The following is a 24039-nucleotide window of genomic DNA, read 5'->3' on the forward strand; positions in this document are numbered from 1 at the left end:
GACAACTCAGGAGACTTCAACGACACCTCGGCAGCGGTTTATCTGCGCTATAGCTTTGAGCCACGCAAGAGCCCGGTCGGCTTCCCGCCTGTCGCTCCCAAGGCTTACTATCAGGGTAATTAATGTATTAATTGAGAAAGCAAGATGAAAGTCATGAGATCCATTGTTAAATTTGTCAGCGCCAGTTTGCTGGTGCTGAGTGCAAGTACGAATGCACATGCACAAGATCCCAATGTCGAAGGGCGTAATTTCCTGGCGGAAGGGAATAATAGTGCAGCCAGTAAAAAATTTGCCGAAGCCGCCAAGATCAATCCCTTTGATGCGTCTGCGCTGAATAACCAGGCGGTGGCACTAGCCGCACAAGGCGATAATGAAAAAGCCCTGAACTTGCTGGAAAGGGCAAGCCGCCTTGCGCCCAACCGTACTGATATCGCTGCCAACCTAAATGAATTGCGCAATTGGATGAACCGCAATACCCCGCAAGTCGCGGCGGTGCAAAGAAAAGCCCCGGTTCCTGGAGCCTATCCCAATCAGGGGGATGTTCCGCCAGAGCCGCCGCCATTGTGGAAAAAATGAGTATAAATGAGTGTAAGCGTCACAAAATGAATAAGCTTATTTCTGGAACATTCTTGCAAATTGCTGAATTCTGAGGCACTATAGTTTTGAGATGCCCATTTTGATGGGCATAATCATGTATAAACAATAATTGAGCTGAATACATACGCAAATATTGATATGAAACACACTGCTTTCTTTTTCTTCTTTTATTTTAGCTATTCCAAGCCAAGGGCGGTGGAAAGACGGTAAGCACTCGAAGAAAAAGAGCTGAGCCAAAATTCTAAAAAACCGCCCGATCAGGCGGTTTTTTTTTGCCCTTGCATTTATTACCAGTAAATTGCAATGAGGTCAGAAAAAAATTGAATAGTAATTATCTTTACCGATCAGAATTTTTACTACATTGACACATATTATTTTTTAAGAAATTCTCAGGAGAAGACATGCAACGCACCGATGATTTACGCATACGCGAAATGAAGGAACTGGTTCCACCCTCACATTTGATACGTGAGTTTGCCTGCTCCGAAAAAGCCTCGGAAACCGCAGCCAATGCCCGCACCGCCCTGCATCGTATCTTGCATGGTCAGGATGACAGACTCATGGTCGTCATTGGCCCATGCTCCATTCACGACACCAAAGCAGCGATGGAATATGCCCAGCGACTGGCAGCAGAGCGGCCACGTTTTGCCGGTGAGCTGGAAATCATCATGCGCGTGTATTTCGAAAAACCACGCACCACAGTAGGCTGGAAAGGGCTCATTAATGACCCTTACCTCGACAACAGTTTCCGTATCAATGATGGTTTGCGCATTGCCCGTGAACTGCTGCTCAACATCAATGAACTGGGCCTGCCAGCTGGCACCGAGTATCTGGATGTGATCAGCCCGCAATATATTGCTGACCTGATTAGCTGGGGCGCAATTGGTGCCCGCACCACTGAGTCACAAGTCCACAGAGAACTGGCATCCGGCCTGTCTTGCCCTGTAGGTTTCAAGAACGGCACTGACGGCAATGTCAAAATTGCGGTTGACGCGATCAAGGCTGCATCTCAACCACATCATTTTTTATCCGTGACCAAGGGCGGCCATTCCGCGATTGTCTCTACCAATGGCAATGAAGACTGCCATATCATTCTGCGCGGTGGCAAGACACCCAATTATGATGCCCTCAGCGTTGATGCTGCCTGCAAGGACATCGCCAGCAGCGGCCTGGCGTCACGCCTGATGATTGATGCTTCACATGCCAATAGCTCGAAAAATCCTGCCAACCAGATACCCGTATGCGCTGACATAGGCAAACAAATTGCCGATGGCGATACCCGTATTGTTGGTGTCATGATTGAGTCCCATCTGGTTGCCGGTCGCCAGGACCTGGTGCCAGGCAAGGAACTGGTCTATGGTCAATCCGTGACAGATGGTTGCATCGATTGGGAGTCAAGTATCAAAGTGCTGGAAGGGCTGGCTGAGGCAGTAAAACAAAGGCGGTTGAAGCAGTCTTATTGAACCTGCACTTTCAAATATCCTTAGCTACTCTAGAGTTTCATGCTTACTTTGCCTGCAAAAGTGATTGTTTCTGCAAAAATGCCAGGCAAGCTGGATCATGAGCAAAGACTGATCGCAGAGTATGCAGGCAGTCTCGACCTGCCAGTCGAGACTGCCTCAGAAAAAATGATGGAGCGCGGGAAGTTAGCACTTTCAGTTGACACGCTGGTGATGGGAACGGTGCCCTTCGTGCACCATGCTTTACGTTTGCTGGGAACGCAATTGCCGGAGCATACACCGTACCCTGAAGTATTGAAGCCCTGGCTGTACCGGAAAGTATGGCAAGAAAAAAGCTTGCGACGTGTGCTGGATCGTTTGGAGAATGGCGGGCCACGGGTGTTCGTCAAGCCAGTTTCAGGCTGGAAGCGATTTACTGGATTTGTTCCAGAATTTGCTGACGACTATCGGTTTAACGGGGTTTCTAAAAGCATGCCAGTATGGGTTTCAGAACCAGTCACTTTTTTGAGCGAATGGCGGGTGTATGTTTTGCATGGAAAAATTCAGGATGTCAAACTCTGTGATCATGGCGGTGATGCAGATGTGCGGCCAGACTTGAACGAAATAGAGAGTGCTCTGCAAGCACTATTGAATGCGCAAATTGCACCAGACGGTTTTGCCATTGATTTTGGCGTTACTAAGCAAGGTAATACTGCACTCATAGAAATGAATGATGGATTTGCATTCGGTGCTTATGACGATCTTGCCGCAAAAATATACTGGGATATTACGTGGGCGAGGTGGCGTCAAATTTTACTTGTTGGTGTGGACAAGTAAAGCAGTAGCTACCAGCTATTCAAAGAATGAATTACTAGTCAATATCAAAGCTAAAACCTCATGTGACCAAGAGAGTTCACGAAGAGCGAAACTAATACCGCTTCGTCAAGGTCATCTGATCCCCCTCGCGCCGCATTTCCATGCGATTCAAGAAAGACATGCCCAGCAAGGGTACATCCAGACCTCCTTCTATGACAGAGGCATCGACCTGATTGAGTTCCACGTCGCCAATCCTGACTGTATCCAGTTTGATGATATAGGTGGGGACAACGCCGCCCGCAGTGCGGCTTGAGCTTAGCTGACCTTTTTTATAGTTGATACCTAGCCGGATGGCATCAGCAGCGGGTAGGGCGATCAGGCTGGCTCCGGTATCGACCATCATATTCACGCTGCCACCATTGACCGTTGCCTGTGCCATGAAGTGGCCGCGGTCACCAGCTTTCAAGACGACACTACTATTATTGCTGGCCGCGGACCTGTGCACTGTCTGCCCCAGGATCAAGACCTTGCGCTTGCCATTCACCATGACAGTGGCTGATTCGCGATCTGCATCGATGAGTTTGGTGTCGCTGCTGATATTGCTGCCTACTGTATAAGTTTTAGGTGGTGCGCCATCTACCACCAGGATAGCCTTGCCCGGGAACAAGCCAACCACACCTATATCGGTCGCATGGCTCAATGCGGAGCAAACCAGCAAGCTCATAGCACTGAGTCGTTTCAAATATTTCACAGATAATGGCATTATTGGCTTAATCTAGTTGTTAATCGCGGAAATTGTTGAATTCCAAAGGCAGGTCCTTGATTTCCTTGCGTAACATCGCCATTGCGGCTTGCAGGTCATCACGCTTGGTACCAGTGACACGTACTGCATCGCCTTGTATGCTCCCTTGCACTTTCAGTTTGCTGTCCTTGATGGCTTTAACGATTTTCTTGGCATCTTCGGTTTCTATACCGTTCTTCACCTTGATACCTTGCTTGACTTTGTCGCCGCCAATTTTTTCGATCTTGCCCATGTCGAGAAAACGCACGTCGACATTGCGCTTGGCCAGTGTCATCGTCAATTCCAGACGAACCTGATCAAGATGGAATTCGGAATCGCCATAGATCGTCAATTCACGGTCTTTTTGTTCGACTTTGGCGCTACTGCCTTTCAGGTCAAAGCGGTTGGTGACCACTTTATTGGTTTGATCAATGGCATTCTTGACATCAACCATGTTGGCTTCAGAGACGGTATCAAAAGAGGGCATCTTGCTTCCTTGCATAAAATGATGAATTAACCGCCATTTTAGCAAATGCAGGCAGGCCTGAGAGAGCAAAGGCTATAATTCGGGTCTTATGACGAATTTACTCACATTTTCAGCAGATTATTCTCTGCAAAGCTTGAATACCTTTGGTATTGCGGCCCGTGCCAGGCAATTTTTGCGTATAGAGCAGCTAGCGCAACTGCAAGCCATCTTTGCCGATGCCCAGCTTAAAGCTCTGCCACGCCTGGTCCTGGGAGGTGGCAGCAATCTGGTGTTGTCTGATCAGGTAGATGCCCTGGTTTTGCAGATGGGCTTGAAGGGCAGGCAAATCCTTGATGAGGATGAGGATTATGTCTACGTACAGGCAGCAGCAGGCGAGAACTGGCATGAGTTTGTGCTGTGGACGCTGGAGCAGGGCCTGGGCGGGATGGAAAATCTCTCTCTGATACCTGGCACCGTAGGTGCTGCACCGATACAGAATATCGGTGCCTACGGAATGGAAATCCAGGATGTATTCACCGGCCTGACTGCTTTCGATTTTACCAGCGGCGAGTTGGTCGATATCGACAAGGCAACATGTGCTTTTGCCTATCGAGATAGTATTTTCAAGCGGGAGTATAAAGACCGCATGGTCATCGTCAACGTTCGTTTTGCGTTGCCAAAGCGCTGGCAGGCAAGATTGGCTTATGTCGATGTCGCGCAATACCTACGTCAGCATCAGATCGATAGCCCGACGCCCAAGGACATCAGTGCCGCCATCATTGAAATACGTCAGGCCAAATTACCAGACCCAGCCAACATAGGTAATGCAGGCAGCTTTTTCAAGAACCCGATCGTACCTGCAGCTCAGCGCGACAGTTTGCTGGCTGTGTATCCCACCCTGGTCAGCTACCGCCAGGATAGTGGCGATTACAAACTGGCAGCCGGCTGGCTGATAGATCAATGTGGCTGGAAGGGAAGGCAACTAGGTCGGGCGGGCGTGTATGAGAAGCAGGCGCTGGTGCTGGTTAATCATGGTGGTGCAACCGGGGCAGAGGTGCGGGCGCTGGCTCAGGCAGTATCCGCCGATGTATATGCCAGATTTGCTGTCAAATTAGAGGTAGAGCCAGTCTTTTTCTGATCGCGTTACTTTGCTCCACGCAGATAATGTTGGCAAGACAATCCATGCCCAGTTTGAGTATGTCTGCCAGTTTTGCAGTGACGATTCAATGTTAAATCTGATCCAAAAAAATATCATTTTGAGTTTTTATGTCCGAATCCAATAATGTGCATGCTGCAAATGAGCCTGGAAAAGCAGAGGGTGGGCTGGAGCCACAATTACCTGCTACTTCGCCTGAAAACATAAGTGCCGAAGAAAAACCAGAGTGGGGGCGTTTAATCAATGAGACTTTAAGAACCAGTTTCTTAAAGCATCCACGCTGGGAAGGAATACCCGCTTCACCGGTCATCATGTTGATCCTGGTGACTGGGTACATACTCGCTACCTTGTGTTTGCAGCGCCTGGCAATAGCGGGCCCTGCTGATTTTCATTTTCGCGCTATAGGCGCAAACTGGTTTGCGTTTGCGTCATGGGCCTGGCTTTGTTTCAGCTTGCGCCGGGATCCTGTTAAACCGGATGGAAGCAATGGCAGCACGGCGCCCAGCGCCAGTCATTTATTTGTTCTCTCGATGGCGCAAGGCCTGTTTTTGTTCTTGATCTTAAACCTGCCTTTTGGCCTGTCGATGTACCTGGGCTGGATCACGTATGGCAGTTTCAGTCAGGTCATCAGTTGGCTGATCTACCTTGTTCCGCTCTTGTTAACGATAGCAATTCAATCAGTCTTTTTGTGGAGAGCATGTGATCGCCGTGCTTGGTCCATGGTGCTCATATTCTTTGTCACCGTCAGCAGTATTGCGATGCAAATCACTACCCGTCCTCCACATTTCTGGTATCCGAAACGAGTGGAAAGCAGCGAAGCAGATAGTAGTGATAGGACGCCGGATATTTCTCAGGAAGTATTTGAGGCGCAAGCGGCATTGTTCCAGGAGAAAATGAGCGGGCTTCAGCCGCAAAGGACTGGAATTATTGATCTGTATAGCCTGAACTTTGCACCTTATGGTGATGAAAATGTCTTTCTGAATGAAACCAGCATGGTCACGCAAGTCATGGAGAAACGGTTTGATGCTGCTGGGCGCAGTCTGCAACTTGTGAATAACCCCGGTACCATGAATAGCCTGCCCTGGGCAACTCCATTGAACCTGCAGCGGGCCATACAACACGTGGCAAAACGTATGGATGTCAATGAAGATATCCTGTTCCTGCATATGTCTTCCCATGGTGCCAGCGATGGCGAATTGTCAGCCGGGATGTGGCCGTTGACGGTTAACACCGTCACACCAGAAGACTTGAAACGTTGGCTGGATGAGGCTGGCATCAAGCACAGGGTAATATCAATTTCTGCCTGCTATGCCGGCAACTGGATTGCACCCTTGTCATATGCTGACACGCTGGTAATGACGGCATCTGATGCCGATCATACTTCTTATGGTTGCGGCAGTAAATCAGACCTGACTTTTTTTGGCCGTGCCATGTACGATGAGCAGTTGCGCAATAAGACTTTGTCTTTTGAAACTGCGCTTGCTTCGGCAAGGCCCATTATCAAACAGCGCGAAGAAGAGGCTGGCAAGACCGATGGCTATTCCAACCCACAAATAGCAATGGGTGCGAATATTCGCGACCGGTTGAAATTACTTGAGCTGCGCTTGTCCTCAGCGCAACCTCTTCCATGAAGAAATGGCAGTGATGCCGTTGCCGCTGGCACTGGCCGGTACGCGATATGTCAATTCATCGCCCTTGAGTTCGAATTGGCTGGTTTGCTCGCTGCCATCCCAGTTGGGGAGGGATGCATGTTCTATTCTGAACACCAGCACATTACGTTCGGTATCGATAAAGCAACGGCCATAATGTGAGCTGGTGTCGATGGCGGCTGCGCGATATTCAGCTTCTGTACCTTTGCGTTTGTCGCCGCTTGCAAATTTGCTGCGTATGGATTTGTAGATCTGTAAAGAGTAATACCCATTTTCATCAACGATGAGTAAGCCATGGGGATTGATGCCAAAACTGGCACTTTGGCTACCATCGGCGCGTATTTCTGGTGCGGCCGTCAGCTTCCAGGTGCCAGATAAGCGCTTTTGTGCTTGCATGTGCTTGTCTATGTCTTGCTCCATGAAAGCATGGGCGGGCGGGCTTAGTAGTGCAATGCAGCTCAGTGCCATGCATGCTATTTTGTTGAATGTATTATTCATGCTTGCTCCTTGTCAGGCACTTGCGCGCAGCTGAGCTGACAGCCAGTAGTAATTTACCGGTAGTGCGACGTGACTCAAGATCGGCGTGTGCCAGGCTTGCCTGCTCCAGTGGATAGATATGATGTATGCGCAAATCGACTATGCCATCGCGTAGCCAGCTTATGGCTCGCTGACTGCGGTATTTGAGACTCTCCGCGTCTGCAACATGGTGGGCGAGGGTAGGGCGCGTCAAAAACAAGGATCCCTGGCGACACAAGTGCATGGGGTCAATGGACGGCACATTGCCGCTGGATTGACCGAACAGTACCAGGCTGCCAAGAGGGCGCAATAATGCCATGCTGCCTTGATAAGTTTGCAGCCCCACTGAATCGTAGGCGACATGCACACCTTGCTGCAGTGTCAAATCCTTTACGGCACGGATGAAGTCAGTCTCGCTGTACAGCACTACATGATCAGCCCCTGCTGCTAGTGCCAGTCTCGCTTTCTCTGCAGTTGATACCGTACTGATGACTGTGAGCCCTTTGTGTTTCAGTATCTGAGTCAGCAGCAGGCCAACACCGCCTGCACCGGCATGCACTAGTGCCGTCTCGCCAGCTTGCGCACGATAACTGGTTTCACATAGGTATTGTGCTGTAACGACTTGCAGCATGGCTGCTGCCGCATCGTGCGTACTCACGTCTGCTGGTAATGCGATCAGTTTCCAGGCTGGTATAGAAAGGTATTCTGCATAAGATCCTGCTTGCGATAGCCATGCCACCCTGCTGCCAGAAGGTATAGACGCATTTCCTGCTATCACAATCCCAGCACCCTCGACGCCAGGGATGCAAGGCAGGATGGCTGGATTTTGTCCATTGCGCTGGTACACATCTGCATAATTTACCCCGGCGTAGCTAACCTGTACCAGCACCTCGCCATTTTTTTGCAAAGGCATTGCTACGTCACGTAACTCCAGTACGTCCGGACCACCTTGCGAAAATAATTGTATTGCCTGCATAGTCTTTCTCTCGTTGAACGAATGACTCGCAGCTTAATCAAAGTAGCAAAAAAAGAAAATTACTGAAATTTTCGCCCGGACTGTGCATAATTGCACCATGATGAATTGGGATGATCTACGTTATTTTTTGGCGCTCGTCGACAGCGGCACCTTGACCGGCGCTGCGCGTCGTCTGCAAGTTGAGCATACAACGGTTGCAAGGCGCATTGATGCGCTGGAGGTGGCGCTAGGTTTGCGATTATTTGACAGGCTGGTGCGTGGCTGGCAATTGACGACTGAAGGACGGGATCTGGTTGCTCATGCCAGGGAGGTGGAAGAACGCTGGTTCAGTTTTGAAAGAAAAGCACTGCAGACAGGAAAAATGGAGGGAGTAGTGCGCATTTCTGCACCTCCTACATTATCCACCTTTGTACTTGCTCCTAATCTGAAAAAAATATGCACCAGCCTGGCTGGCATAGAACTGGAATTACAGGCTGAACGTCACCATGTCAGCCTGGGCAAGCGCGAAGCAGATATAGCCCTGCGCATGACGCGCCCGCAAACAGCGGGCCTGGTCATTAAACCCCTTGCCAGCGTAGGCTACGGACTGTATGCCAGCAAATCCTATCTGAAGAAACATGCCGCCGGGGATTGGGAATTTATTGCATATGAAAAAAATTCTCCCACGCCACATCACCAGTGGCTGGAAAATTACCTGGGACAACGCAAAGTCAACCTACGCAGCAATGATCAGATGGTCATGGCGCAATGTGCGGCCGCAGGTGTAGGGGTCACTGTATTACCACATTATTTACATCAGATTCACCGTGATTTGTATCGCATAGAGCAAGATGCAAGTATCGTACAAAGAAAACTCTGGCTGGTCATGCACGATGATGTCAGGCGATCTCCCAGAGTAAGGGCAGTGGCTGACCAATTAATAGAGTTGTTTGCAAATGAAGCAATACAAAACTTGCTGAACTAATATTTTTCTTTCTGCTTGCAGTAATTTTTAACAAATTAGACGCCTTGACAGGATTGCTGCACTGCACGCACAGACGCTGGACGCAGTATCATAAGGTTTTAGAACTTTGAGGTGTTGCCAAATGGATACCTTGGTAATTATTGATATGCAAAACGCCTGGCTGCATGGTGGAACGCCACGTTTTGACAAGACTAATGTGATTACCCGTATCAGTCGTGCTGCTGAGCATGTTCGTCAGCATGGTGGACAAGTCATCTTTGTGCGCCATTCCAATGATGATGCAATGTTAGGCTCGGCAGGCTGGGAGGTGATACCAGAGTTGCCTTTTACTCCTGGCGATGTATTTGTTGATAAGACCGCCTGTGACTCTTTTGCGGAGACAGGTTTGCTGGCACATTTGAAAATCACTGGTGCGCGCAATTTGATCTTGTGCGGCCTGGCAACTGAATTTTGTGTGGATACGACTGTACGGTCAGCAGCATCTCACGGGTTTGATGTAACAGCTTTATCAGATGCCCATACAACGGGGGACAGGCCGCATATGCGGGCTGAAAAAATAGTCGAACATCATAACTGGGTGTGGTCGAATATTGCCACGCCCGTCAATAGCCGCATCATGGTGCGTACGACGGAAGAGGTGTTTGGTATCCGGGTTTGATGCATCAAGTGTGGTCGGAGGCAAGAGTGAGCTTGTTCCTGCACTCACCAACTTGCCCAGGCCTTACATGCTTATTTGGAGCAGCCCATATCTTTCAGGCTGGTCTCAATTTTACGCCTGCTGTCAGCCATGGCTTCCATTTCTTGCGCGCTGCCACCTACTTTCTGATTGGTGCTTACAGCACTGATCTGCCTGCGTACATTCTCACATGCCTCTTGCTTGCGCGCAGCTTCACTGGCATCAGGTTTGCCGCTCTCTTTTGAATTCATCCCGTTTGTCGCTTTGCGCTCAGCGGCCAGATGGCGGTTGACTTCATCCTCATTCGAGCGGCCAACAAATTTGCGGTCATTCTCTTTTTCTGCCATACAGTCGCTTTCTATCTTGAGACGTATGTCGTTGGAATTGCCACGCAGGGCATAGACATCTGCAACCAATCTGCGCTGGTCCCCGGTCTTGGCATCTGCTGCCACTTTATCCTGGAATGCGCCACCTTCCTTTAGCCATAGTATTTTTTTTGCTTCTTCCCCACGGCGTATGCAATTCGCATCCAGTGGAGGTTTGTCTGAAGTTGACGGGCTGGGATTTTTCTTGATCAATTGACCGGCTTGGCCATTGTCGCAGGGCTTGTCCTGGTAGGTACTGCCACAGCGATACAAATTTTGCGCCTGAGCTGTCGTGGCAAAGCCGGTGCTTAAACCCACCAACAGGGATGCTGAAATGCCAAGGGATGTGGTGAGTGCGCGAAATTTTAACATACTGAGTAAGCCTGTTTTTGAAAATCTTTAAAGCTGAACTTTACCATCCCCGATGGTAAAATGGTCAAAACACTCACAAGGTTTTTAGTTCACGGCTTGTATCTCCAATAGTCCTGCTTATACGTGAGCAAGTTGCCAAAGCGATGACTGCTTATCGTTTTATCCTTTCTCTTGCATAGAGGGTGTAGCTGTGTCTGGATTGATCCGTCATATTTTCACAGTACTACTTGGCTTGTTTTCCTCTCGATTTGGCCGCAAGTGTACAGGCGTTGCGAACAGGGTTTGCACATATTTTTGGATTGGCCCCTGGGACACAGGTATCAAGACTTTGAAGAGTGATAAGTATTTTCTGCTTGCAGAATCCGCACAACTGGATTTTGTGATTAGAACTGGATTGCTGGCTCCCATGCTGGCGAGCGGCACGGCCTTTGTGAATGTATCGCAGCTGGTGAGTTTTATGAGGCCGGTACGTCTTTTTCAACGAGTGCGGGTAGATACCCGTATCATGTATGCAAATGAAAAATGCACCTATTTTTCACATGAAATCTATACACGCGATACTCTGCATGCAGAGGTGCTGGTCAAGATGAAGTTTAAACGAGGGAGTTTAAGCGTGGAACCATTTGCATTGCTGCAAATACGTTTTGACGAACCACCAGCCCAATTGCTGGCCTGGGATCAGACCCTGCAAGCGATGGCATCAGCCCGTGGTGTGTAACAATAAATCTATCGTCCGCCTGATACGTCAACAAAGCTACCCGTTATATAAGAAGCCGCATCACTCAACAAAAAACTGATGGCCGCTGCTACTTCTTGCGGTGCGCCGCCGCGTTGCATGGGGACGCCAACTTTTAATCTTTCGACGCGGTTGGCTTCACCGCCGTCAGCATGCATGGTGGTATAAATCAAGCCAGGCCGCACACAGTTGACGCGTATGCCTTCATTTGCCACTTCTATCGATAAACCCTTGGTCAAGGTATCAATCGCGCCCTTGGTGGCCGCATAATCAATATATTCATTGGCTGAACCTAGTCGCGCCGCGGCTGATGACACATTCACGATGGCGCCACCTCGACCACCATGCCTGGTCGACATACGTTTCACCGCTTCGCGGCAACATAAAAAATAACTGGTGACATTGGTGCTGAGCAAGCGGTTGATACGTTCTGCCGTCAAATCCTCCAGCCGGCATTGTTGCATGAGGATGCCCGCATTATTGACCAGTGCATCCAGCTTGCCCAATTGCGCATCTAGCTCAGCAAACAGGCGCACTACTTCCACTTCATTGGCAACGTCAGCCTGTATGGCAATCGCTGTGCCGCCTAGTGACTGAATCTCTTGCACGACTTGCTGTGCCGCTTCATGATTGTGCAGGTAGTTGATGCAGACTGCATAACCGGCAGCAGCCAGTTGCTGTGCTGTGGCGGCACCTATGCCGCGACTGCCGCCGGTGACCAATGCTACTTTTGTCATGGCTACTCCCTCATAATTGATGAATGGAATCATGTATCAAAATTGCGAAAAATAAATCATCACAGCATGGTAACCGGGATGAAGATTTTTCGCAGATGGCGTAGAGTTTGAAAGGATTTTTTTGAGAGTGGGGTGGTGCGCATGGCGCACCCTGCTGTAATGCATCCCCAGCAATTGCTAGGGGATGCTGTGGGTAATTAGCCTTTGCTCCTGGCTTCTATCACTTCCCATTTTTCCAGTGCGTCCAGCAATTGCTCATCAATTTCAGCATGCCGTGCATTCAATTGATTGGCTTGCTCTGGGCCGTTTTTATACAGATTGGCTTCGGCCAGTTTTGCTGTGATGGATGCCTGCTCAGCTTCCAGTGCCGCGATCTGCTTGGGCAGTTCTTCCAACTCACGTTGCTCTTTGTAGCTGAGTTTTTTCGGTTTTGCTGCTGCCGGCGCACTCATCGTCGATACGGCTGCCACTGCTGGTTTTTGCTCGGTCTTCGCTGTTTTGGTGACCGGCACTGTGCTGCGGTAGCGTTCCCAGTCACTATAACCACCGATAAATTCACGCCATTGGCCTTCGCCTTCAGCAACAATAACCTGGGTCACCACATTGTCGAGGAAGGTGCGGTCATGGCTGACCAGAAAGACAGTGCCAGTGTATTCTTCCAGCAATTCTTCCAGCAATTCAAGCGTATCGATATCCAGATCATTGGTCGGTTCATCCAGCACCAGTGCGTTGGCTGGTTTGGCGAACAAACGGGCCAGCAACAGGCGGTTGCGTTCACCACCAGACAGGGACTTAACCGGCGAGCGTGCGCGTTCTGGCGCAAACAAAAAGTCGCCCAGATAGGACATCACATGCTTGCGCTGGCCATTCACTTCTACCCAATCACTACCTGGCGCGATTGTATCTGCCAGGCTGGCTTCTTCATCCAGTTGCGCGCGCATCTGGTCAAAGTAAGCGATCTGCAATTTGCTGCCTTGCTTGATGGTGCCGCTGTCTGGTTCATCCTGGCCCAAAATCAGTTTCAGCAGGGTAGTTTTACCGGCACCATTCTGGCCTATCAGGCCAACCTTGTCGCCACGCAAAATAATGCTGGAGAAATCATCAATGATGACTTTCTCGCCAAAGCGTTTGCTGACGTTTTCCAGTTCTGCCACGATCTTGCCTGAGCGTTCGCTAGAGCCTACATCCAGCTTGACCTGGCCTTGCTGGTCACGGCGGGCGCTGCGTTGCAGGCGCAGTTGTTCCAGACGCTTGACGCGGCCTTCGTCACGTACGCGGCGGGCCTTGACGCCTTTGCGTATCCAGATTTCTTCCTGCGCCAAAAACTTGTCGAACTTGGCGTTTTCTACTTCTTCATTTTCCAGAAGATCCGCTTTGCGGGTCTGGTAAGTCGTGAAATTGCCTGGGAAAGAAGTCAGCTTGCCACGATCCAGTTCCAAGATGCGCGTCGCTACATTGTCCAGAAAACTACGGTCATGGGTGATGAATAGCACACTGCCTTTAAAGTCTTTCAGCAAGGCTTCCAGCCATTGTATCGATGAAAAATCCAGGTGATTGGTTGGTTCATCAAGCAACAACACGTCAGGCGCACTGACCAGCGCACAAGCCAGGGCCACGCGCTTTTTCATACCGCCTGACAGCGTGCCCATGATGGCGTCTTTCGACAGGTTCAGCTTGTCCAGCGTGGTTTCTACCTTGTTACCCAGGCTCCAGGCATCAGCCGCATCCAGTTTTACCTGTATGTCATGCATGCGCTCCATCAGGGCATCATCATTGTCACCGCCAAACTGGCCAGTCAATGCTTCATATTCCTGCAACAGGGCGGGCAGTTCACCCAGACCGGATGCAACCGCATCAAACACGCTGAGCCCCATGTCAAATTGCGGCTCTTGCTCGACATAGGCAATCTTGATGCCTTGCTGCATGACCAGCAGACCATCATCAATCTTGGATGTGCGGGCAATGATTTTGAGCAAAGAGGACTTGCCCGTGCCATTGCGCCCGATCAGGCCAACACGTTCGCCTGCCTCTATGGAAAACTCTGCATGATCGAGCAGAGCAACGTGACCGAATGCCAATTGGGCATCGCTTAATGAGATAACTGCCATAAAACCCTGTGAAACCGGCATCAGTGCAGATGCGCGGACATAAATTAGAGAAAAGCAGTATTGTACGCTAGCTAGGCACCTAAACTCATCTGCTGAATTGATTGTTGGCCCAAGCTCAGGTAAGATGGCGGGCTGATTGAGAAATGCACAAGCAAATATGGGCATTTCTCACCGTGTCTCGCCGTAGTTCAATGGATAGAACGTATGCCTCCTAAGCGTAAGATACAGGTTCGATTCCTGTCGGCGGGACCAGTTTTGGCACTAACTCCAGATAACATCGGTTAATTTAGGCTAAAATTCATTAATTCTGATGCGTGTTGTATTAAATATGCAGTTCGAATGTCAACTTCCCGTCAAGCTTTCTTCTCGTAATTTTACTGATTCCCAGGTCTTGGTGACCATCACCATCTTGTCTGGATTTGTTATCCAGATAAATTTCTCATTGAGGTTGCAATGTATTTCTGGAAACTGGATTTATTGAAGAAGCAATTGATTGCAAAGGGATTAACTGAAGCTCAGAGTTATTCCTATATGCTGGTGTATGCCATTCTCAGCGCAATAGCAATCGAGATGATGGCATATGTCCCCCACGAAACTGTGGATGGCTGGACTTATTTTGCGTCCATCATGAACATATTGATTCCTGCGATTGGCACGATGATGGCTTTTAAAGCCAATGGCGGTGCATCTGGCACGCAATTTTTGCCCCGTTATGTCAGTATTTCTCTGATCTCTTCCATCCGTTATCTGGTATTGATTCTCTTGTTGATGATACCGCTGACCACAGCCGCGATTGTGTCGCAGGGAGTAGTCGATATATTCGAGAGCCGGGTGTTTGACCTGCTGTTTCAGGCAACTTACGCTTTGCTATACCTATATATAGTCAAACAGATGCGTGAAGTCACAACGGCGCAAACCGATGTTGAAAATTGAAGCTTATTCAAATCCCCAGGATGGCTCCGCCATCCTTAATTCTCTTGATTCCCTTGAATCAAACATTGCCTGAAATAGATATTGTGTAGCTAACAATGCTTGCAAGTGGCCAGGTAAAAAAAATTATACTAATATTCCTCTGTTCCTGAGTTTCACCGGAAATGATATTTCTGGCTTTCATTTGAGAATATGCCGTCTTCAAGGCGGATCAATCAGAGCGACAGAGGATTATGCATACTGAAGACGAAAAAGTCATCGAGTTAAGTAAAACCAAATTGCGGTTATTGGTCGCTGGCTCCATGATATTTGTGATCATGGGTCTCTGGATGGTGCTACTTGATAGTTCTCAGATTGCCTCTCAGCGTCGTTACAATAGCCCAGTCCTGACGTATGGCATAGGTACAGCAGGCATTCTGTTTTTTGGATTTTGCGGCGCTGTCGGCATCAGAAAATTGCTGGATAAAAAGCCTGGCCTGATATTAAATTCCTCAGGTATTCATGATAATAGCAGTGCTGTCTCGGCGGGTTTTGTCCCATGGTCTGAGGTTATTGGTTTCAGCATTTTCGAAATGCAAAAACAGAAAACCCTGGTTATCAAGGTGCGCGAACCTGAGCGTTACATCAAGGCTGGTGGAACCTTCAAGCGCATGCTTAACAGGATGAATTACAAGATGTGCGGCAGTCCTGTCGCTATTTCAGCCAATTCTCTCAACGTGGGATTTGATGAATTGCTGAAAATCTGCAATGCCTATTTGTACAAATACCAAAAGAATACCTGAGCAGCTTACTTGTATATTTTGGTGAGGCGGTAGCTTATCGCACTACGCCAATAATCGGCCCCAAATCTACGGTGCTATCGTTACGGTCAAGGTCGACAGAATAAATGCCTGAAATACTGCCATCCAGGTACAAGGCGTCCTGACAGTGTAATGTGTCTCTGAAAAAGCTTGCCATTTCATGAAAATTGACTGGCTGCTCGCTGATGACGAAGATAGCTTTTTTGCCGATGACGCCAACGCCGTTGCGCTTTAACCGAGAAGTTGATTCAGGCCTGAATGCAGGATGAACCTGGCCCTTTCTCAACAACAGGGGCCCAGACTGTGTGGCGAGCAAAACACCATTGGCAATGGCTGGATATTCTGAGGATTCAATCACTTGCGGCCCGGCTTGCGTGAGCAGAAATACACCATTTGGTTTCAGAAAAAAATTGCCCCAGGCGTCTGCCAGGTTCAGTGCCGACACCTGTTTGGCATTTTGCACATATAAACCTACGGGTGAATAATCAGAGTGGTACATGCCCGCATTCATGGCAAATCGTAATTCCTTGTTTTTGCCTGCCAGCCATGTCTTTAAAGTATCGAAGCGCTTGAAGCCCTTGCCGTTTTCATCATTCAGGAATAACTGCAGTTCCTCGTGTTCGGTATCAACACTGATAACCGTAAAGCGCGGGTCGGCAGCTTGGCATGTCAGGCTGAACAGCAGGCAAGCCAAAACAGAAATGAAGGTTTTCATTAAATGTTACCTGGAGGCGTGAAGTGACGGCAGAGAGGTCTATCTCCATTTTACAGCATGCGTATGCCTGACTTAAATTCAGGCATCATTGAATATTTTCTCTATGGTAGCCAAGTTGAAAGAGCCTGAATTAAAGTATCAGTTTGCCGTGAAAATCGTCAGCGTTTACAGGACCAAGTGCAGCCGTGGCCATCCTGCTGCAGGCCGGCGCAACCAAATATCTCGTGCATTGCCTATGATGCCGGAGGGGAGTAATTGATAGAAAACATTTGCAAATTGCACTGGAAAATTAACGCGTATCGATGTTGAGGAAGCTTATGCAAAAAGCATACGATTGTTGTTTGCAGATAAGTCTTAAACGTGAAATATCTTCATGTCAGATCTAACCGGTGATAAGGGCAAGTGCTGAAACGCAGTAAATTTCTGACCTCGCATTAACATGCAAAATTAGCGCGGTATTTGACTCGTATTTAAGCGTGGCACGCACCTGATTTCTCTTTGCTCGATATTGAGCAAGGTTTGCTGAAATTGACTCTTCCATGCACTGCCATAGTTGGTGATCTTGCATATAGGCTCGGTGTTGCCAGGTTTTGTATTACTAAAATCGCCGCGTGTTTTGTGCTGATTTTCAAGCAGACGCCCGGCGATTTTATTTGCCTCATCTTGTTCACCGCTTGCGCGCAAGCTTTCTATCAGCATCAGATCTGCCTGATAATTGCTGGGCGGTTGGGCGCGCTGTATGAAAAAGTCCATCAGCCAGTTGCCTGTGCCCGGTGATTGTAGCATGTTCAAAAACTGCGCCTCTTGCCTGGCCTGAGCATAGTCTTTTTGCAGCATGGCGATCATCCATTTGATTTGATGATTTTCCCTGTACATCGTGTCAGCCTGCCGGCGATTTTTTGCTTCGGTGTTGTAGGAAGCCAGCAGTTTTATGGCTTCTGCAAATTGCTTCTTACCTACCAGTAACCAGGCCTGATCGACCTTTAAGGAATGGCAGAAATAGATGTCAGTCTTTTTTTCAGCGCAACCATAGTCATTGGCTGCCAGTTGTAATTCTTGCGCAGCTTCGTCTGCTTTGCCAGACATGTAATAACTGCGCGCAAGCATTTGATGTGCTTGCAGGAGTTGGGTGTCGTCCTGGCTCTTGTCTTTGGAGAACAGCTTGACGATTTCCTGTTTCAGTAACAGGTGTGCCGGATTATCTGTCTCTATATCTCTTGCCTGTAATACTTGGGCGAGTAATCGTGCATCTTCTTTGTCGCCCTGAGCATACAGTCTTGCACGTAAAACTGCCTCTGCTTCTTGCAGGTAGTTGGCGATGTCGGCATCATTTTTTGCTGCGCTTTCCAGTTCATCTTGCCCGGACCAGTTGCGTAAAGCGATAGCCATGGCAAAGGCGGCATCTGCGTGATGGTAGGTTGCCTGCACCGAGTTATTATTCTCGGCATAGTAAATTTTGGCGATGCGCAGCGCATCTTCTGCGTCGTTGTCGCTGGCTTCTTCCAGTGCGGCCTTGAGTATTTTTGCTCTTTCATTGCCCTGTGCTGCGGTGATTTTGTCAGCGCGAGCCAACCTCAGCATACTTTTTTCTTCTTCCCATGTGCTGGCAGTACCCTTGACGTCAGTCTTAGCCACATTGACGGCTTGTACGGGATTTGTCGATGCCATGAGCGAAGACAAACCTTGCCCGGCCATTTTCAACATGGTATTGGGTGCAGAGTAGAGTAAGCCAGACAATGCGGCGATGGGCAGGATAAGGCAAGTCAGATAAATGGCTATTCCTGCGCTGCTCTCACGCCATCCTGGCAGACCACCCAGATAGCGCGACAATAAACTCTGGCCTACTTCAAGCTTGCTGCGATAGGTCCACTTTGCAAAACTGGCTTGATCAAGAAAGTCGTACAAATCACCAGCGGCATTGGCAAAGTCCATGTGATTGGATGGTCGGGCTTTTTGCCTTAGTAGCAAAGAAGCAGCTTTGGCAATTTTGAATTGAAACTGGGCGCTGATCAATATCACCAGACCCAGGCCCAGTAATACTTTGTCATTGATATACATGCCGTAAGCTAACATAGCCAGACTGCTGGCCAGTGAAAAAACAAAGCGCAACCAGGGCAGGCGAGCAATGAGTAATAATTCTATGATGCGCCCGCCATCCAGCGGTAACACAGGCAAGAGATTAAAGCCATTGACCAGCAATGATGCCAGGGCTGCCATGGTCAAATACGGGCCCCATGAGGTGTTCATGATGCCTGGCTCCCAGACAATCAGGGCAAAGCTGCATAGTGACAATAGTAATCCTGGCATCGGGCCTGCCAGATAGACCAACATATGTGTCAAAGGACGAGCCTCGTGTTTTTCACCACTGGCGATGCCACCCATGCCAGGAATGAAAAACACCTGTACATCTCGAAATCCTGCCAGCTTCATTGCCAGCCAGTGGCCGCCTTCATGCAAGGCAATCACGCCTACGATGAGCAATGCGCCAGTGATACCCCACCACCAGGATCCCAATGCCAGGAACACCAGGGCAGACAAGCTAAAGCTTGCGTATTGGTACCAGCGCGGCGCCAACATGGAGCGCAAGGTGCACAGCGTTCGTACAAAAGAATAACGGTCGCGCAACCGGCGTGCTGCCTGCATATCCGTTGTAAGCGGAATTGTGCTTTCTGGCGCTGCGCCTCCTGCACGTTGCTGTTTTATTTTTCGCATATTCCACGCCATTCTTATCGCGGGAAAAATGCGAAAACCATAGATCGTTTCATCACCACGTTGTTCGCGTTGATATACCTTGCCCTCTCGTTCAAGGCGCACGAGCCAGCGATCTACCAGGTTCTGTGCAATTTTTGGCGCGTCTGCGGGGTCACTGCGTTGCACCGTAATCAGCTCGCGCACATGCAAATGCGTCGCTAGTTGTCCTGCAAAGTCAGTACTCTTGTCATCAATCACACTGACCCGTGCAGGGAAGGGCACCATGGTTTGCAGCATGCCGTTGACTGTTAGCAAGGCCTTGCCGTCAATGTATGTGTTCCATAGATAGATGGTGTACGGGCGTTTATCTACAGTGGCTTCAGTAAGTACAACTTCTGCATGGACATCCTGGCCCAGATGGTGATAGACATCGATGTAGCTGACCGGGATATCATCAGCCGCCACGATGGAACGTTCGCGCCAGCTATGCATGTAGCGAAACCCCGCCTGCTCCATTTCCAGGCGCGCCGCATCGAGTATAGGCAAGAGATCACCGCTGGCCGCTCGCAAACAGGGAGTTTTGCGTGGCGCCCACAGTTGCAATTTCAGTAAGCGGTTTACGCCTATCAGCAGAGCCAGCACTTGCAATATCAAAAAGACGGCTACAACCGTCACACCCAAACCCCACCACAGGTCCATCCCAATTTCCACCCAAATCTCCACCAGCAAAAGTATCAAGCGCATTGTCAGCTATATGGCTGAAAATTGCGAGCGCAGGCGCGTGTTTGCCATGCAAATGAGAGGATTAGTTCCAGAGTTGGTGTTTGTATCATTGCGTTATTTGTATTTTTTGCTATTCATTTCATTGGTACTCTTTACGCTGTATTGGTAATTCACTTTCGCGGTATTGCCAGTCAAGCTCGCGCTTGTTGTGTAAGGCAATACATGCCCGGACGATCAAGTGTTTCTAAATTGCTAATTTCTTTCCAGTGGCGTATATTTTTGTCCTTACGTCGAGATGTTGGCGTCGAACGATTATTTTTAAGGTAATACCACCATGAAATCAAAATTAATTTTCTCCCTGTTAAGTGCCTTGCCGCTGATTGCAGCGGCAGATGTAACAGTGAGCATGAATCAGGTCAGTGAAGCTGGTGTCGGCACTAAACTGGGGCAGGTTGTTGTGTCTGAGAGCAAGTATGGCCTGGTGTTGACACCTGCCCTGGCGGGCTTGACACCTGGTCTGCATGGTTTTCACATACACCAGAATGCGGATTGCAGCAGCAAGGAAAAAGATGGCAAGATGGTTCCAGCATTAAGTGCTGGTGGTCATTATGATCCTGAAAACAGTAATCGCCATGGCACACCGTGGGGTGATGGTCATATGGGCGATTTGCCCGCTCTGTATGTCGATGCCAGTGGCAATGCCGCTCAACCTGTACTGGCACCGCGCTTGAAAATGGCGGATATCAAAGGCCGGTCCCTGATGATACACATAGGCGGTGACAATCACTCAGATCGTCCGGCAGTATTGGGTGGCGGTGGTGCGCGTGTGGTGTGCGGCGCATTCTGAATCTGATTTGTCAGCAAGACTGTCTCAGGTGTTGAGCCGGAAACAGTCTTGATGTGAGCTTCAAGTTGGTGATTTGTTTTTTGCCGCTTTTTCCTTTTTGAAGGGATTGCGGTCTGGCGCATCATCATGCTCTATGCCTAGCAGCAAGCGTTTCATGAGTTTGTTGAGGACGGGTTGGCGGTGGCGTACGAATACACCAAAGGTTTGTGGTTTGGCACCCAGTGCTGCTTTGGGTTCAAGCGCTGTGCGGCCATAAGAAATACGCTTGCAGCCAAGGTCTATGGCGTCGGCGATACCAGCATGCAGCAGGCGCAGGTAAATCGGTAGTTCTTCTGCGGCAGTGCGGTCAAAGCCGATGTGATAAGCAAATGCAGTCTCACCATCTGCGATGGAAATCAAAAAGCCCAACAAGTGCCCTTCGCGCTTGATGACGCTACAGCGGAATTTGTCGCCTGCGGCAGCTTGAAGTATAGGAAAGTACTCGGGCAGTAATTCAAATGGGCGAAAACTGGCATTCACTTGCACGGCTTTGTATAAGGCAAAGATGTGGTCGAGTACTGGTGTCAGGTCATCCAGTCTTTCCAGCGTGCAGCCGGCTTCATCCATGGGCTTGAAGACGGCATTGCGAATGCCGCTGCGGTATTTGGATGCCAGGCTGGCCAGGTAGTCATCGTAGTTTTTCCATGCCGGAGCAAGGTCCAGCACCATGTTCGGTTCTGTTTCTACATAGCGATAGCTAAGGTTTTCCAGATGGGCTGCCTGGTCTATATAAGGATCATGCAAATCCTTGATCATGACAAAATGGGTCTTGCCTGCAAGTTTTTCTGCCTGACGTACGCGATACAAGACTTCGACAACCCCATGCCATGCCAATTTGGGATCGACATCCCTGGCAAAGGCAATGCCATGCTGGCCGAAAGTCAGGAAATTGCCGCAACTGAGTATGCGCTGCCTGGCATGCTGGGCCAGTTGATCCAGCGGCAATCCCCACTTCTTGTCTGTATCTGCCGGCTTTTCCGGGCGCGCTTGTGCCAGACTGATGTCGGCAATTTGCATATAGACTGCCGCCACCAGTTGACGATCTGTACCCGTGCCATCGAAAATCAGGGCATAGCGGGCTGACAGGTTGAGTGGCAGCACTTGTTCAAGCGCCGTCAGATATTCAAGCGACATGAAAAAGCCGGATTGCGCCGCCAATTCTTGCCATGCTCCTGCATCCAGCATGCTGATGGAGTCAGCAATGGCATAATACAAGTCAGCAGGGCCACGCAGACGCTTGCGCTCTTTCTGGCGTTCCCTGAGAGCGCTGGTAATCGATTGCAGTGCGGCAGGAATTTTCATGTGTCAGACTCAAGATGAATGGTGAGTTTGCATCATAAGCGTAAAACTATCTGTTGAACAACGCATAGAACAGGGTGTCGTCGCATATAGTGAAACAATTTGCAACATCAGTAAATTGTCATCATTAAAGCCAATAAAGTGTGCATGGACAGTTAGCCATCAAGTAAAAGGAATTTGTGGATATTTTATTTTTAGGCACCTCCGCAGGTGCGCCAACCCGCCAGCGCAATGTAAGTGCTTTGGCTTTGTTGCCTGATCAGGGCAGCGCATGGTATTTGATTGATTGTGGTGAAGCTACCCAGCATCAGTTATTGAATACTCCATTGTCGGTACATGGCTTGCAAGCGATTTTTATCACGCATGTGCATGGTGACCATTGTTATGGTTTGCCAGGATTGCTGGCCAGTGCTGCCATGAATGGCCGCAAAACACCTTTGCAAATCATCGCACCGGCAGGCATACAAGCCTGGCTGGAAGCTACTCATGCGATGTCGGAATCTTTTTTGCCGTTCGAATTGCAGTTTATAGCGGTCGAGGAAATGAAAAGCTGGCAAGACCATACAGTGACAGTGCAGGCGACCATGTTGTCGCATCGCGTACCTTCATTCGCCTATCGCTTTACTGAAAATCATACTGAAGCTGTGTTGGATACTGCCAGATTACAGGCCGAGGGTGTACCTGCGGGCCCCTTGTGGGGGCGTTTGAAAAAAGGAGAAGATATCCTTCATGAAGGCAAGACACTGTCCAGTGCTGATTATCTGCACTACCCCTATCCACTGCGTGGCATCATCGTCGGCGGTGATAATGATCAGCCTGACTTGTTGCGCGAAGCCAGTGCAAAAGCGCAAGTGCTGGTACACGAAGCCACCTATACGATAGAGATAGCAGAGAAAGTGGGTGAGCGTGTGCAGCACAGTTCGGCCGCTGCAGTTGCAAGCTTCGCGGCCTCGGCAGGCGTGTCCAATCTGGTGTTGACACATTTCAGTGCCCGTTATCAGGCAGACAGCGAGAAGTCGCCATGCATCAGTGAGATACAGGCTGAAGCGGAAGCGCATTATCAAGGAAATTTATTCCTAGCAGAAGATTTTGCGCGTTATCGTCTGGATAAAACAGGTGTGTTAAGTAAGTTGGCTTAAAGGATACTGGAAACTCTATGATTGAATTTATCTTTGAAGTGTTACTGCAACTGGTTTTTGAAATTGTTGAAGCGGTGTTTTCTTCTGGAGTGAAGCGTAGCAGGCAGACACGGCTACCACTTTGGTTGAGCGCAATCGTGTATGCCGGGCTGGGTGTCTTCGCCGGTTTTGTGAGTGTGTGGATGTTCCCCCAGGCTTTTTTACATGGCAGTATTGCCCGCATTGCCAACTTGTTGTTGACGCCAGTGCTGATGGGTTTCCTGGCCGGCGCGTTTGCCGCGTGGCGCGGCGGGGATCAGCAAGGTATCTTTCTTAACCGCTTTGCCTGTGCTTATTTGTTTGCGTTGTCCTTGGCGATTGTGCGGTTCTTTGTGACTCAACATGCCTGATTTTTTACGCTTGTCCGCACTCCGCTTGTCGTTTTGCGTCCTTAGCCTGGCTTTGATGACTTGTTCCAGAACTGCCTCTGTAACCAGTCTGGACAATGATAAGTTGACGGGCC

At 49.3% G+C, this 24039-nt stretch carries 23 protein-coding genes and 1 tRNA gene; 14 read left to right on the plus strand and 10 right to left on the minus strand.

What is annotated here, in order from left to right; all coding sequences use genetic code 11:
• Positions 1 to 153 precede the first annotated feature (153 nt).
• From Q8K39_RS02990 to Q8K39_RS03000, 3 genes are all read left to right on the plus strand, one after another.
• Positions 154 to 576: a tetratricopeptide repeat protein gene (locus Q8K39_RS02990; RefSeq protein WP_305258230.1), complete on the plus strand. Its 423-nt coding sequence runs from the start codon at positions 154 to 156 to the stop codon at positions 574 to 576.
• Between the two features lie 422 nt (positions 577 to 998).
• Positions 999 to 2060 carry a 3-deoxy-7-phosphoheptulonate synthase AroG gene (gene aroG, locus Q8K39_RS02995; protein ID WP_186957191.1) on the plus strand — a complete coding sequence of 354 codons (1062 nt, stop codon included), beginning with the start codon at positions 999 to 1001 and terminating at the stop codon, positions 2058 to 2060.
• Positions 2061 to 2099: 39 nt separating this feature from the next.
• The gene (locus Q8K39_RS03000) at positions 2100 to 2873 is read left to right on the plus strand and encodes an ATP-grasp domain-containing protein (RefSeq protein WP_305258231.1); all 774 of its coding nucleotides are present in this window, start codon (positions 2100 to 2102) and stop codon (positions 2871 to 2873) included.
• A gap of 91 nt (positions 2874 to 2964) precedes the next feature.
• Here the strand turns inward: Q8K39_RS03000 and Q8K39_RS03005 are convergent, their stop codons facing one another.
• Together Q8K39_RS03005 and Q8K39_RS03010 are read right to left on the minus strand one after the other, a co-directional pair.
• Positions 2965 to 3603, minus strand: a complete 639-nt coding sequence (locus tag Q8K39_RS03005; protein WP_305258232.1) for a TIGR02281 family clan AA aspartic protease — start codon at positions 3601 to 3603, stop codon at positions 2965 to 2967.
• A gap of 31 nt (positions 3604 to 3634) precedes the next feature.
• Positions 3635 to 4120 carry a YajQ family cyclic di-GMP-binding protein gene (locus Q8K39_RS03010; RefSeq protein ID WP_186957195.1) on the minus strand — a complete coding sequence of 162 codons (486 nt, stop codon included), beginning with the start codon at positions 4118 to 4120 and terminating at the stop codon, positions 3635 to 3637.
• Positions 4121 to 4208: 88 nt separating this feature from the next.
• Between Q8K39_RS03010 and murB the strand changes: the two genes are divergently transcribed.
• Both murB and Q8K39_RS03020 read left to right on the plus strand, forming a co-directional pair.
• Positions 4209 to 5237, plus strand: coding sequence for a UDP-N-acetylmuramate dehydrogenase (gene murB, locus Q8K39_RS03015; RefSeq protein WP_305258233.1), 1029 nt, complete (start codon positions 4209 to 4211; stop codon positions 5235 to 5237).
• Positions 5238 to 5365: 128 nt separating this feature from the next.
• The gene (locus tag Q8K39_RS03020) at positions 5366 to 6886 is read left to right on the plus strand and encodes a C13 family peptidase (protein ID WP_305258234.1); all 1521 of its coding nucleotides are present in this window, start codon (positions 5366 to 5368) and stop codon (positions 6884 to 6886) included.
• Here Q8K39_RS03020 and Q8K39_RS03025 read toward each other — a convergent pair.
• Both Q8K39_RS03025 and Q8K39_RS03030 read right to left on the minus strand, forming a co-directional pair.
• A complete protein-coding gene (locus Q8K39_RS03025; protein ID WP_305258235.1) occupies positions 6866 to 7402 on the minus strand; it encodes a lipocalin-like domain-containing protein in 537 nt (178 codons plus the stop codon). The genes Q8K39_RS03020 and Q8K39_RS03025 overlap by 21 nt on opposite strands.
• Positions 7395 to 8396, minus strand: coding sequence for a quinone oxidoreductase (locus Q8K39_RS03030; protein ID WP_305258236.1), 1002 nt, complete (start codon positions 8394 to 8396; stop codon positions 7395 to 7397). Before Q8K39_RS03030 ends, Q8K39_RS03025 begins: the two co-directional genes overlap by 8 nt.
• A gap of 97 nt (positions 8397 to 8493) precedes the next feature.
• Here Q8K39_RS03030 and Q8K39_RS03035 point away from each other — a divergent pair, with 97 nt between their 5' ends.
• Together Q8K39_RS03035 and Q8K39_RS03040 are read left to right on the plus strand one after the other, a co-directional pair.
• A complete protein-coding gene (locus tag Q8K39_RS03035) occupies positions 8494 to 9360 on the plus strand; it encodes a LysR family transcriptional regulator (protein ID WP_305258237.1) in 867 nt (288 codons plus the stop codon).
• Positions 9361 to 9481: 121 nt separating this feature from the next.
• Complete coding sequence (locus Q8K39_RS03040; protein WP_186957201.1) at positions 9482 to 10018, plus strand: cysteine hydrolase family protein; 537 nt, start codon at positions 9482 to 9484, stop codon at positions 10016 to 10018.
• A 71-nt stretch (positions 10019 to 10089) separates the two neighbouring features.
• On the opposite strand, the gene Q8K39_RS03045 is transcribed toward Q8K39_RS03040, so the two are convergent.
• Positions 10090 to 10773 carry a DUF4124 domain-containing protein gene (locus Q8K39_RS03045; protein ID WP_305258238.1) on the minus strand — a complete coding sequence of 228 codons (684 nt, stop codon included), beginning with the start codon at positions 10771 to 10773 and terminating at the stop codon, positions 10090 to 10092.
• A 190-nt stretch (positions 10774 to 10963) separates the two neighbouring features.
• Here Q8K39_RS03045 and Q8K39_RS03050 point away from each other — a divergent pair, with 190 nt between their 5' ends.
• A complete protein-coding gene (locus Q8K39_RS03050; protein WP_305258239.1) occupies positions 10964 to 11491 on the plus strand; it encodes a thioesterase family protein in 528 nt (175 codons plus the stop codon).
• An 8-nt stretch (positions 11492 to 11499) separates the two neighbouring features.
• Here Q8K39_RS03050 and Q8K39_RS03055 read toward each other — a convergent pair whose 3' ends face one another.
• Both Q8K39_RS03055 and Q8K39_RS03060 read right to left on the minus strand, forming a co-directional pair.
• On the minus strand, positions 11500 to 12246 hold the full coding sequence (locus Q8K39_RS03055) for an SDR family oxidoreductase (protein WP_305258240.1): 747 nt from the start codon (positions 12244 to 12246) through the stop codon (positions 11500 to 11502).
• 197 nt (positions 12247 to 12443) lie between these two features.
• Positions 12444 to 14354, minus strand: coding sequence for an ATP-binding cassette domain-containing protein (locus Q8K39_RS03060; protein WP_305258241.1), 1911 nt, complete (start codon positions 14352 to 14354; stop codon positions 12444 to 12446).
• Positions 14355 to 14531: 177 nt separating this feature from the next.
• Here Q8K39_RS03060 and Q8K39_RS03065 point away from each other — a divergent pair.
• From Q8K39_RS03065 to Q8K39_RS03075, 3 genes are all read left to right on the plus strand, one after another.
• A tRNA-Arg gene (locus Q8K39_RS03065) sits at positions 14532 to 14606 on the plus strand.
• A 201-nt stretch (positions 14607 to 14807) separates the two neighbouring features.
• Positions 14808 to 15287, plus strand: coding sequence for a hypothetical protein (locus tag Q8K39_RS03070; protein WP_305258242.1), 480 nt, complete (start codon positions 14808 to 14810; stop codon positions 15285 to 15287).
• 230 nt (positions 15288 to 15517) lie between these two features.
• Entirely contained in the window at positions 15518 to 16066 is a 549-nt protein-coding gene (locus tag Q8K39_RS03075; RefSeq protein ID WP_305258243.1) for an STM3941 family protein, read from the plus strand.
• Between the two features lie 34 nt (positions 16067 to 16100).
• On the opposite strand, the gene Q8K39_RS03080 is transcribed toward Q8K39_RS03075, so the two are convergent.
• The gene (locus tag Q8K39_RS03080) at positions 16101 to 16799 is read right to left on the minus strand and encodes a phosphodiester glycosidase family protein (RefSeq protein ID WP_186954079.1); all 699 of its coding nucleotides are present in this window, start codon (positions 16797 to 16799) and stop codon (positions 16101 to 16103) included.
• Between the two features lie 447 nt (positions 16800 to 17246).
• Positions 17247 to 20189, minus strand: a complete 2943-nt coding sequence (locus Q8K39_RS03085) for a hypothetical protein (RefSeq protein ID WP_305258244.1) — start codon at positions 20187 to 20189, stop codon at positions 17247 to 17249.
• Positions 20190 to 20547: 358 nt separating this feature from the next.
• On the opposite strand from Q8K39_RS03085, the gene sodC reads away from it, so the two are divergent.
• Positions 20548 to 21060, plus strand: a complete 513-nt coding sequence (gene sodC / locus Q8K39_RS03090) for a superoxide dismutase [Cu-Zn] SodC (RefSeq protein ID WP_305258245.1) — start codon at positions 20548 to 20550, stop codon at positions 21058 to 21060.
• A 60-nt stretch (positions 21061 to 21120) separates the two neighbouring features.
• Here sodC and Q8K39_RS03095 read toward each other — a convergent pair whose 3' ends face one another.
• Complete coding sequence (locus Q8K39_RS03095; protein ID WP_305258246.1) at positions 21121 to 22401, minus strand: GNAT family N-acetyltransferase; 1281 nt, start codon at positions 22399 to 22401, stop codon at positions 21121 to 21123.
• A gap of 176 nt (positions 22402 to 22577) precedes the next feature.
• Between Q8K39_RS03095 and Q8K39_RS03100 the strand changes: the two genes are divergently transcribed.
• Positions 22578 to 23537 carry a ribonuclease Z gene (locus tag Q8K39_RS03100; protein ID WP_305258247.1) on the plus strand — a complete coding sequence of 320 codons (960 nt, stop codon included), beginning with the start codon at positions 22578 to 22580 and terminating at the stop codon, positions 23535 to 23537.
• Positions 23538 to 23554: 17 nt separating this feature from the next.
• Entirely contained in the window at positions 23555 to 23926 is a 372-nt protein-coding gene (locus tag Q8K39_RS03105) for a hypothetical protein (RefSeq protein WP_186954092.1), read from the plus strand.
• Positions 23927 to 24039 lie beyond the last annotated feature (113 nt).

It is taken from the genome of Undibacterium sp., from assembly GCF_030683615.1.
GTDB lineage: Bacteria > Pseudomonadota > Gammaproteobacteria > Burkholderiales > Burkholderiaceae_D > Undibacterium > Undibacterium umbellatum.

Bases quoted from the DNA above. Each gene is read 5' to 3' on its own strand.
- Q8K39_RS03035 (WP_305258237.1), top strand. From the start codon at position 8,494: ATGATGAATTGGGATGATCTACGTTATTTTTTGGCGCTCGTCGACAGC.
- Q8K39_RS03040 (WP_186957201.1), top strand. From the start codon at position 9,482: ATGGATACCTTGGTAATTATTGATATGCAAAACGCCTGGCTGCATGGT.
- Q8K39_RS03045 (WP_305258238.1), bottom strand. From the start codon at position 10,773: ATGTTAAAATTTCGCGCACTCACCACATCCCTTGGCATTTCAGCATCC.
- Q8K39_RS03020 (WP_305258234.1), top strand. From the start codon at position 5,366: ATGTCCGAATCCAATAATGTGCATGCTGCAAATGAGCCTGGAAAAGCA.
- Q8K39_RS03095 (WP_305258246.1), bottom strand. From the start codon at position 22,401: ATGAAAATTCCTGCCGCACTGCAATCGATTACCAGCGCTCTCAGGGAA.
- Q8K39_RS03070 (WP_305258242.1), top strand. From the start codon at position 14,808: ATGTATTTCTGGAAACTGGATTTATTGAAGAAGCAATTGATTGCAAAG.
- Q8K39_RS03055 (WP_305258240.1), bottom strand. From the start codon at position 12,246: ATGACAAAAGTAGCATTGGTCACCGGCGGCAGTCGCGGCATAGGTGCC.
- Q8K39_RS03080 (WP_186954079.1), bottom strand. From the start codon at position 16,799: ATGAAAACCTTCATTTCTGTTTTGGCTTGCCTGCTGTTCAGCCTGACA.
- Q8K39_RS02990 (WP_305258230.1), top strand. From the start codon at position 154: ATGAGATCCATTGTTAAATTTGTCAGCGCCAGTTTGCTGGTGCTGAGT.
- aroG (WP_186957191.1), top strand. From the start codon at position 999: ATGCAACGCACCGATGATTTACGCATACGCGAAATGAAGGAACTGGTT.
- Q8K39_RS03085 (WP_305258244.1), bottom strand. From the start codon at position 20,189: ATGGACCTGTGGTGGGGTTTGGGTGTGACGGTTGTAGCCGTCTTTTTG.
- Q8K39_RS03025 (WP_305258235.1), bottom strand. From the start codon at position 7,402: ATGAATAATACATTCAACAAAATAGCATGCATGGCACTGAGCTGCATT.
- sodC (WP_305258245.1), top strand. From the start codon at position 20,548: ATGAAATCAAAATTAATTTTCTCCCTGTTAAGTGCCTTGCCGCTGATT.
- murB (WP_305258233.1), top strand. From the start codon at position 4,209: ATGACGAATTTACTCACATTTTCAGCAGATTATTCTCTGCAAAGCTTG.
- Q8K39_RS03060 (WP_305258241.1), bottom strand. From the start codon at position 14,354: ATGGCAGTTATCTCATTAAGCGATGCCCAATTGGCATTCGGTCACGTT.
- Q8K39_RS03105 (WP_186954092.1), top strand. From the start codon at position 23,555: ATGATTGAATTTATCTTTGAAGTGTTACTGCAACTGGTTTTTGAAATT.
- Q8K39_RS03000 (WP_305258231.1), top strand. From the start codon at position 2,100: ATGCTTACTTTGCCTGCAAAAGTGATTGTTTCTGCAAAAATGCCAGGC.
- Q8K39_RS03010 (WP_186957195.1), bottom strand. From the start codon at position 4,120: ATGCCCTCTTTTGATACCGTCTCTGAAGCCAACATGGTTGATGTCAAG.
- Q8K39_RS03075 (WP_305258243.1), top strand. From the start codon at position 15,518: ATGCATACTGAAGACGAAAAAGTCATCGAGTTAAGTAAAACCAAATTG.
- Q8K39_RS03030 (WP_305258236.1), bottom strand. From the start codon at position 8,396: ATGCAGGCAATACAATTATTTTCGCAAGGTGGTCCGGACGTACTGGAG.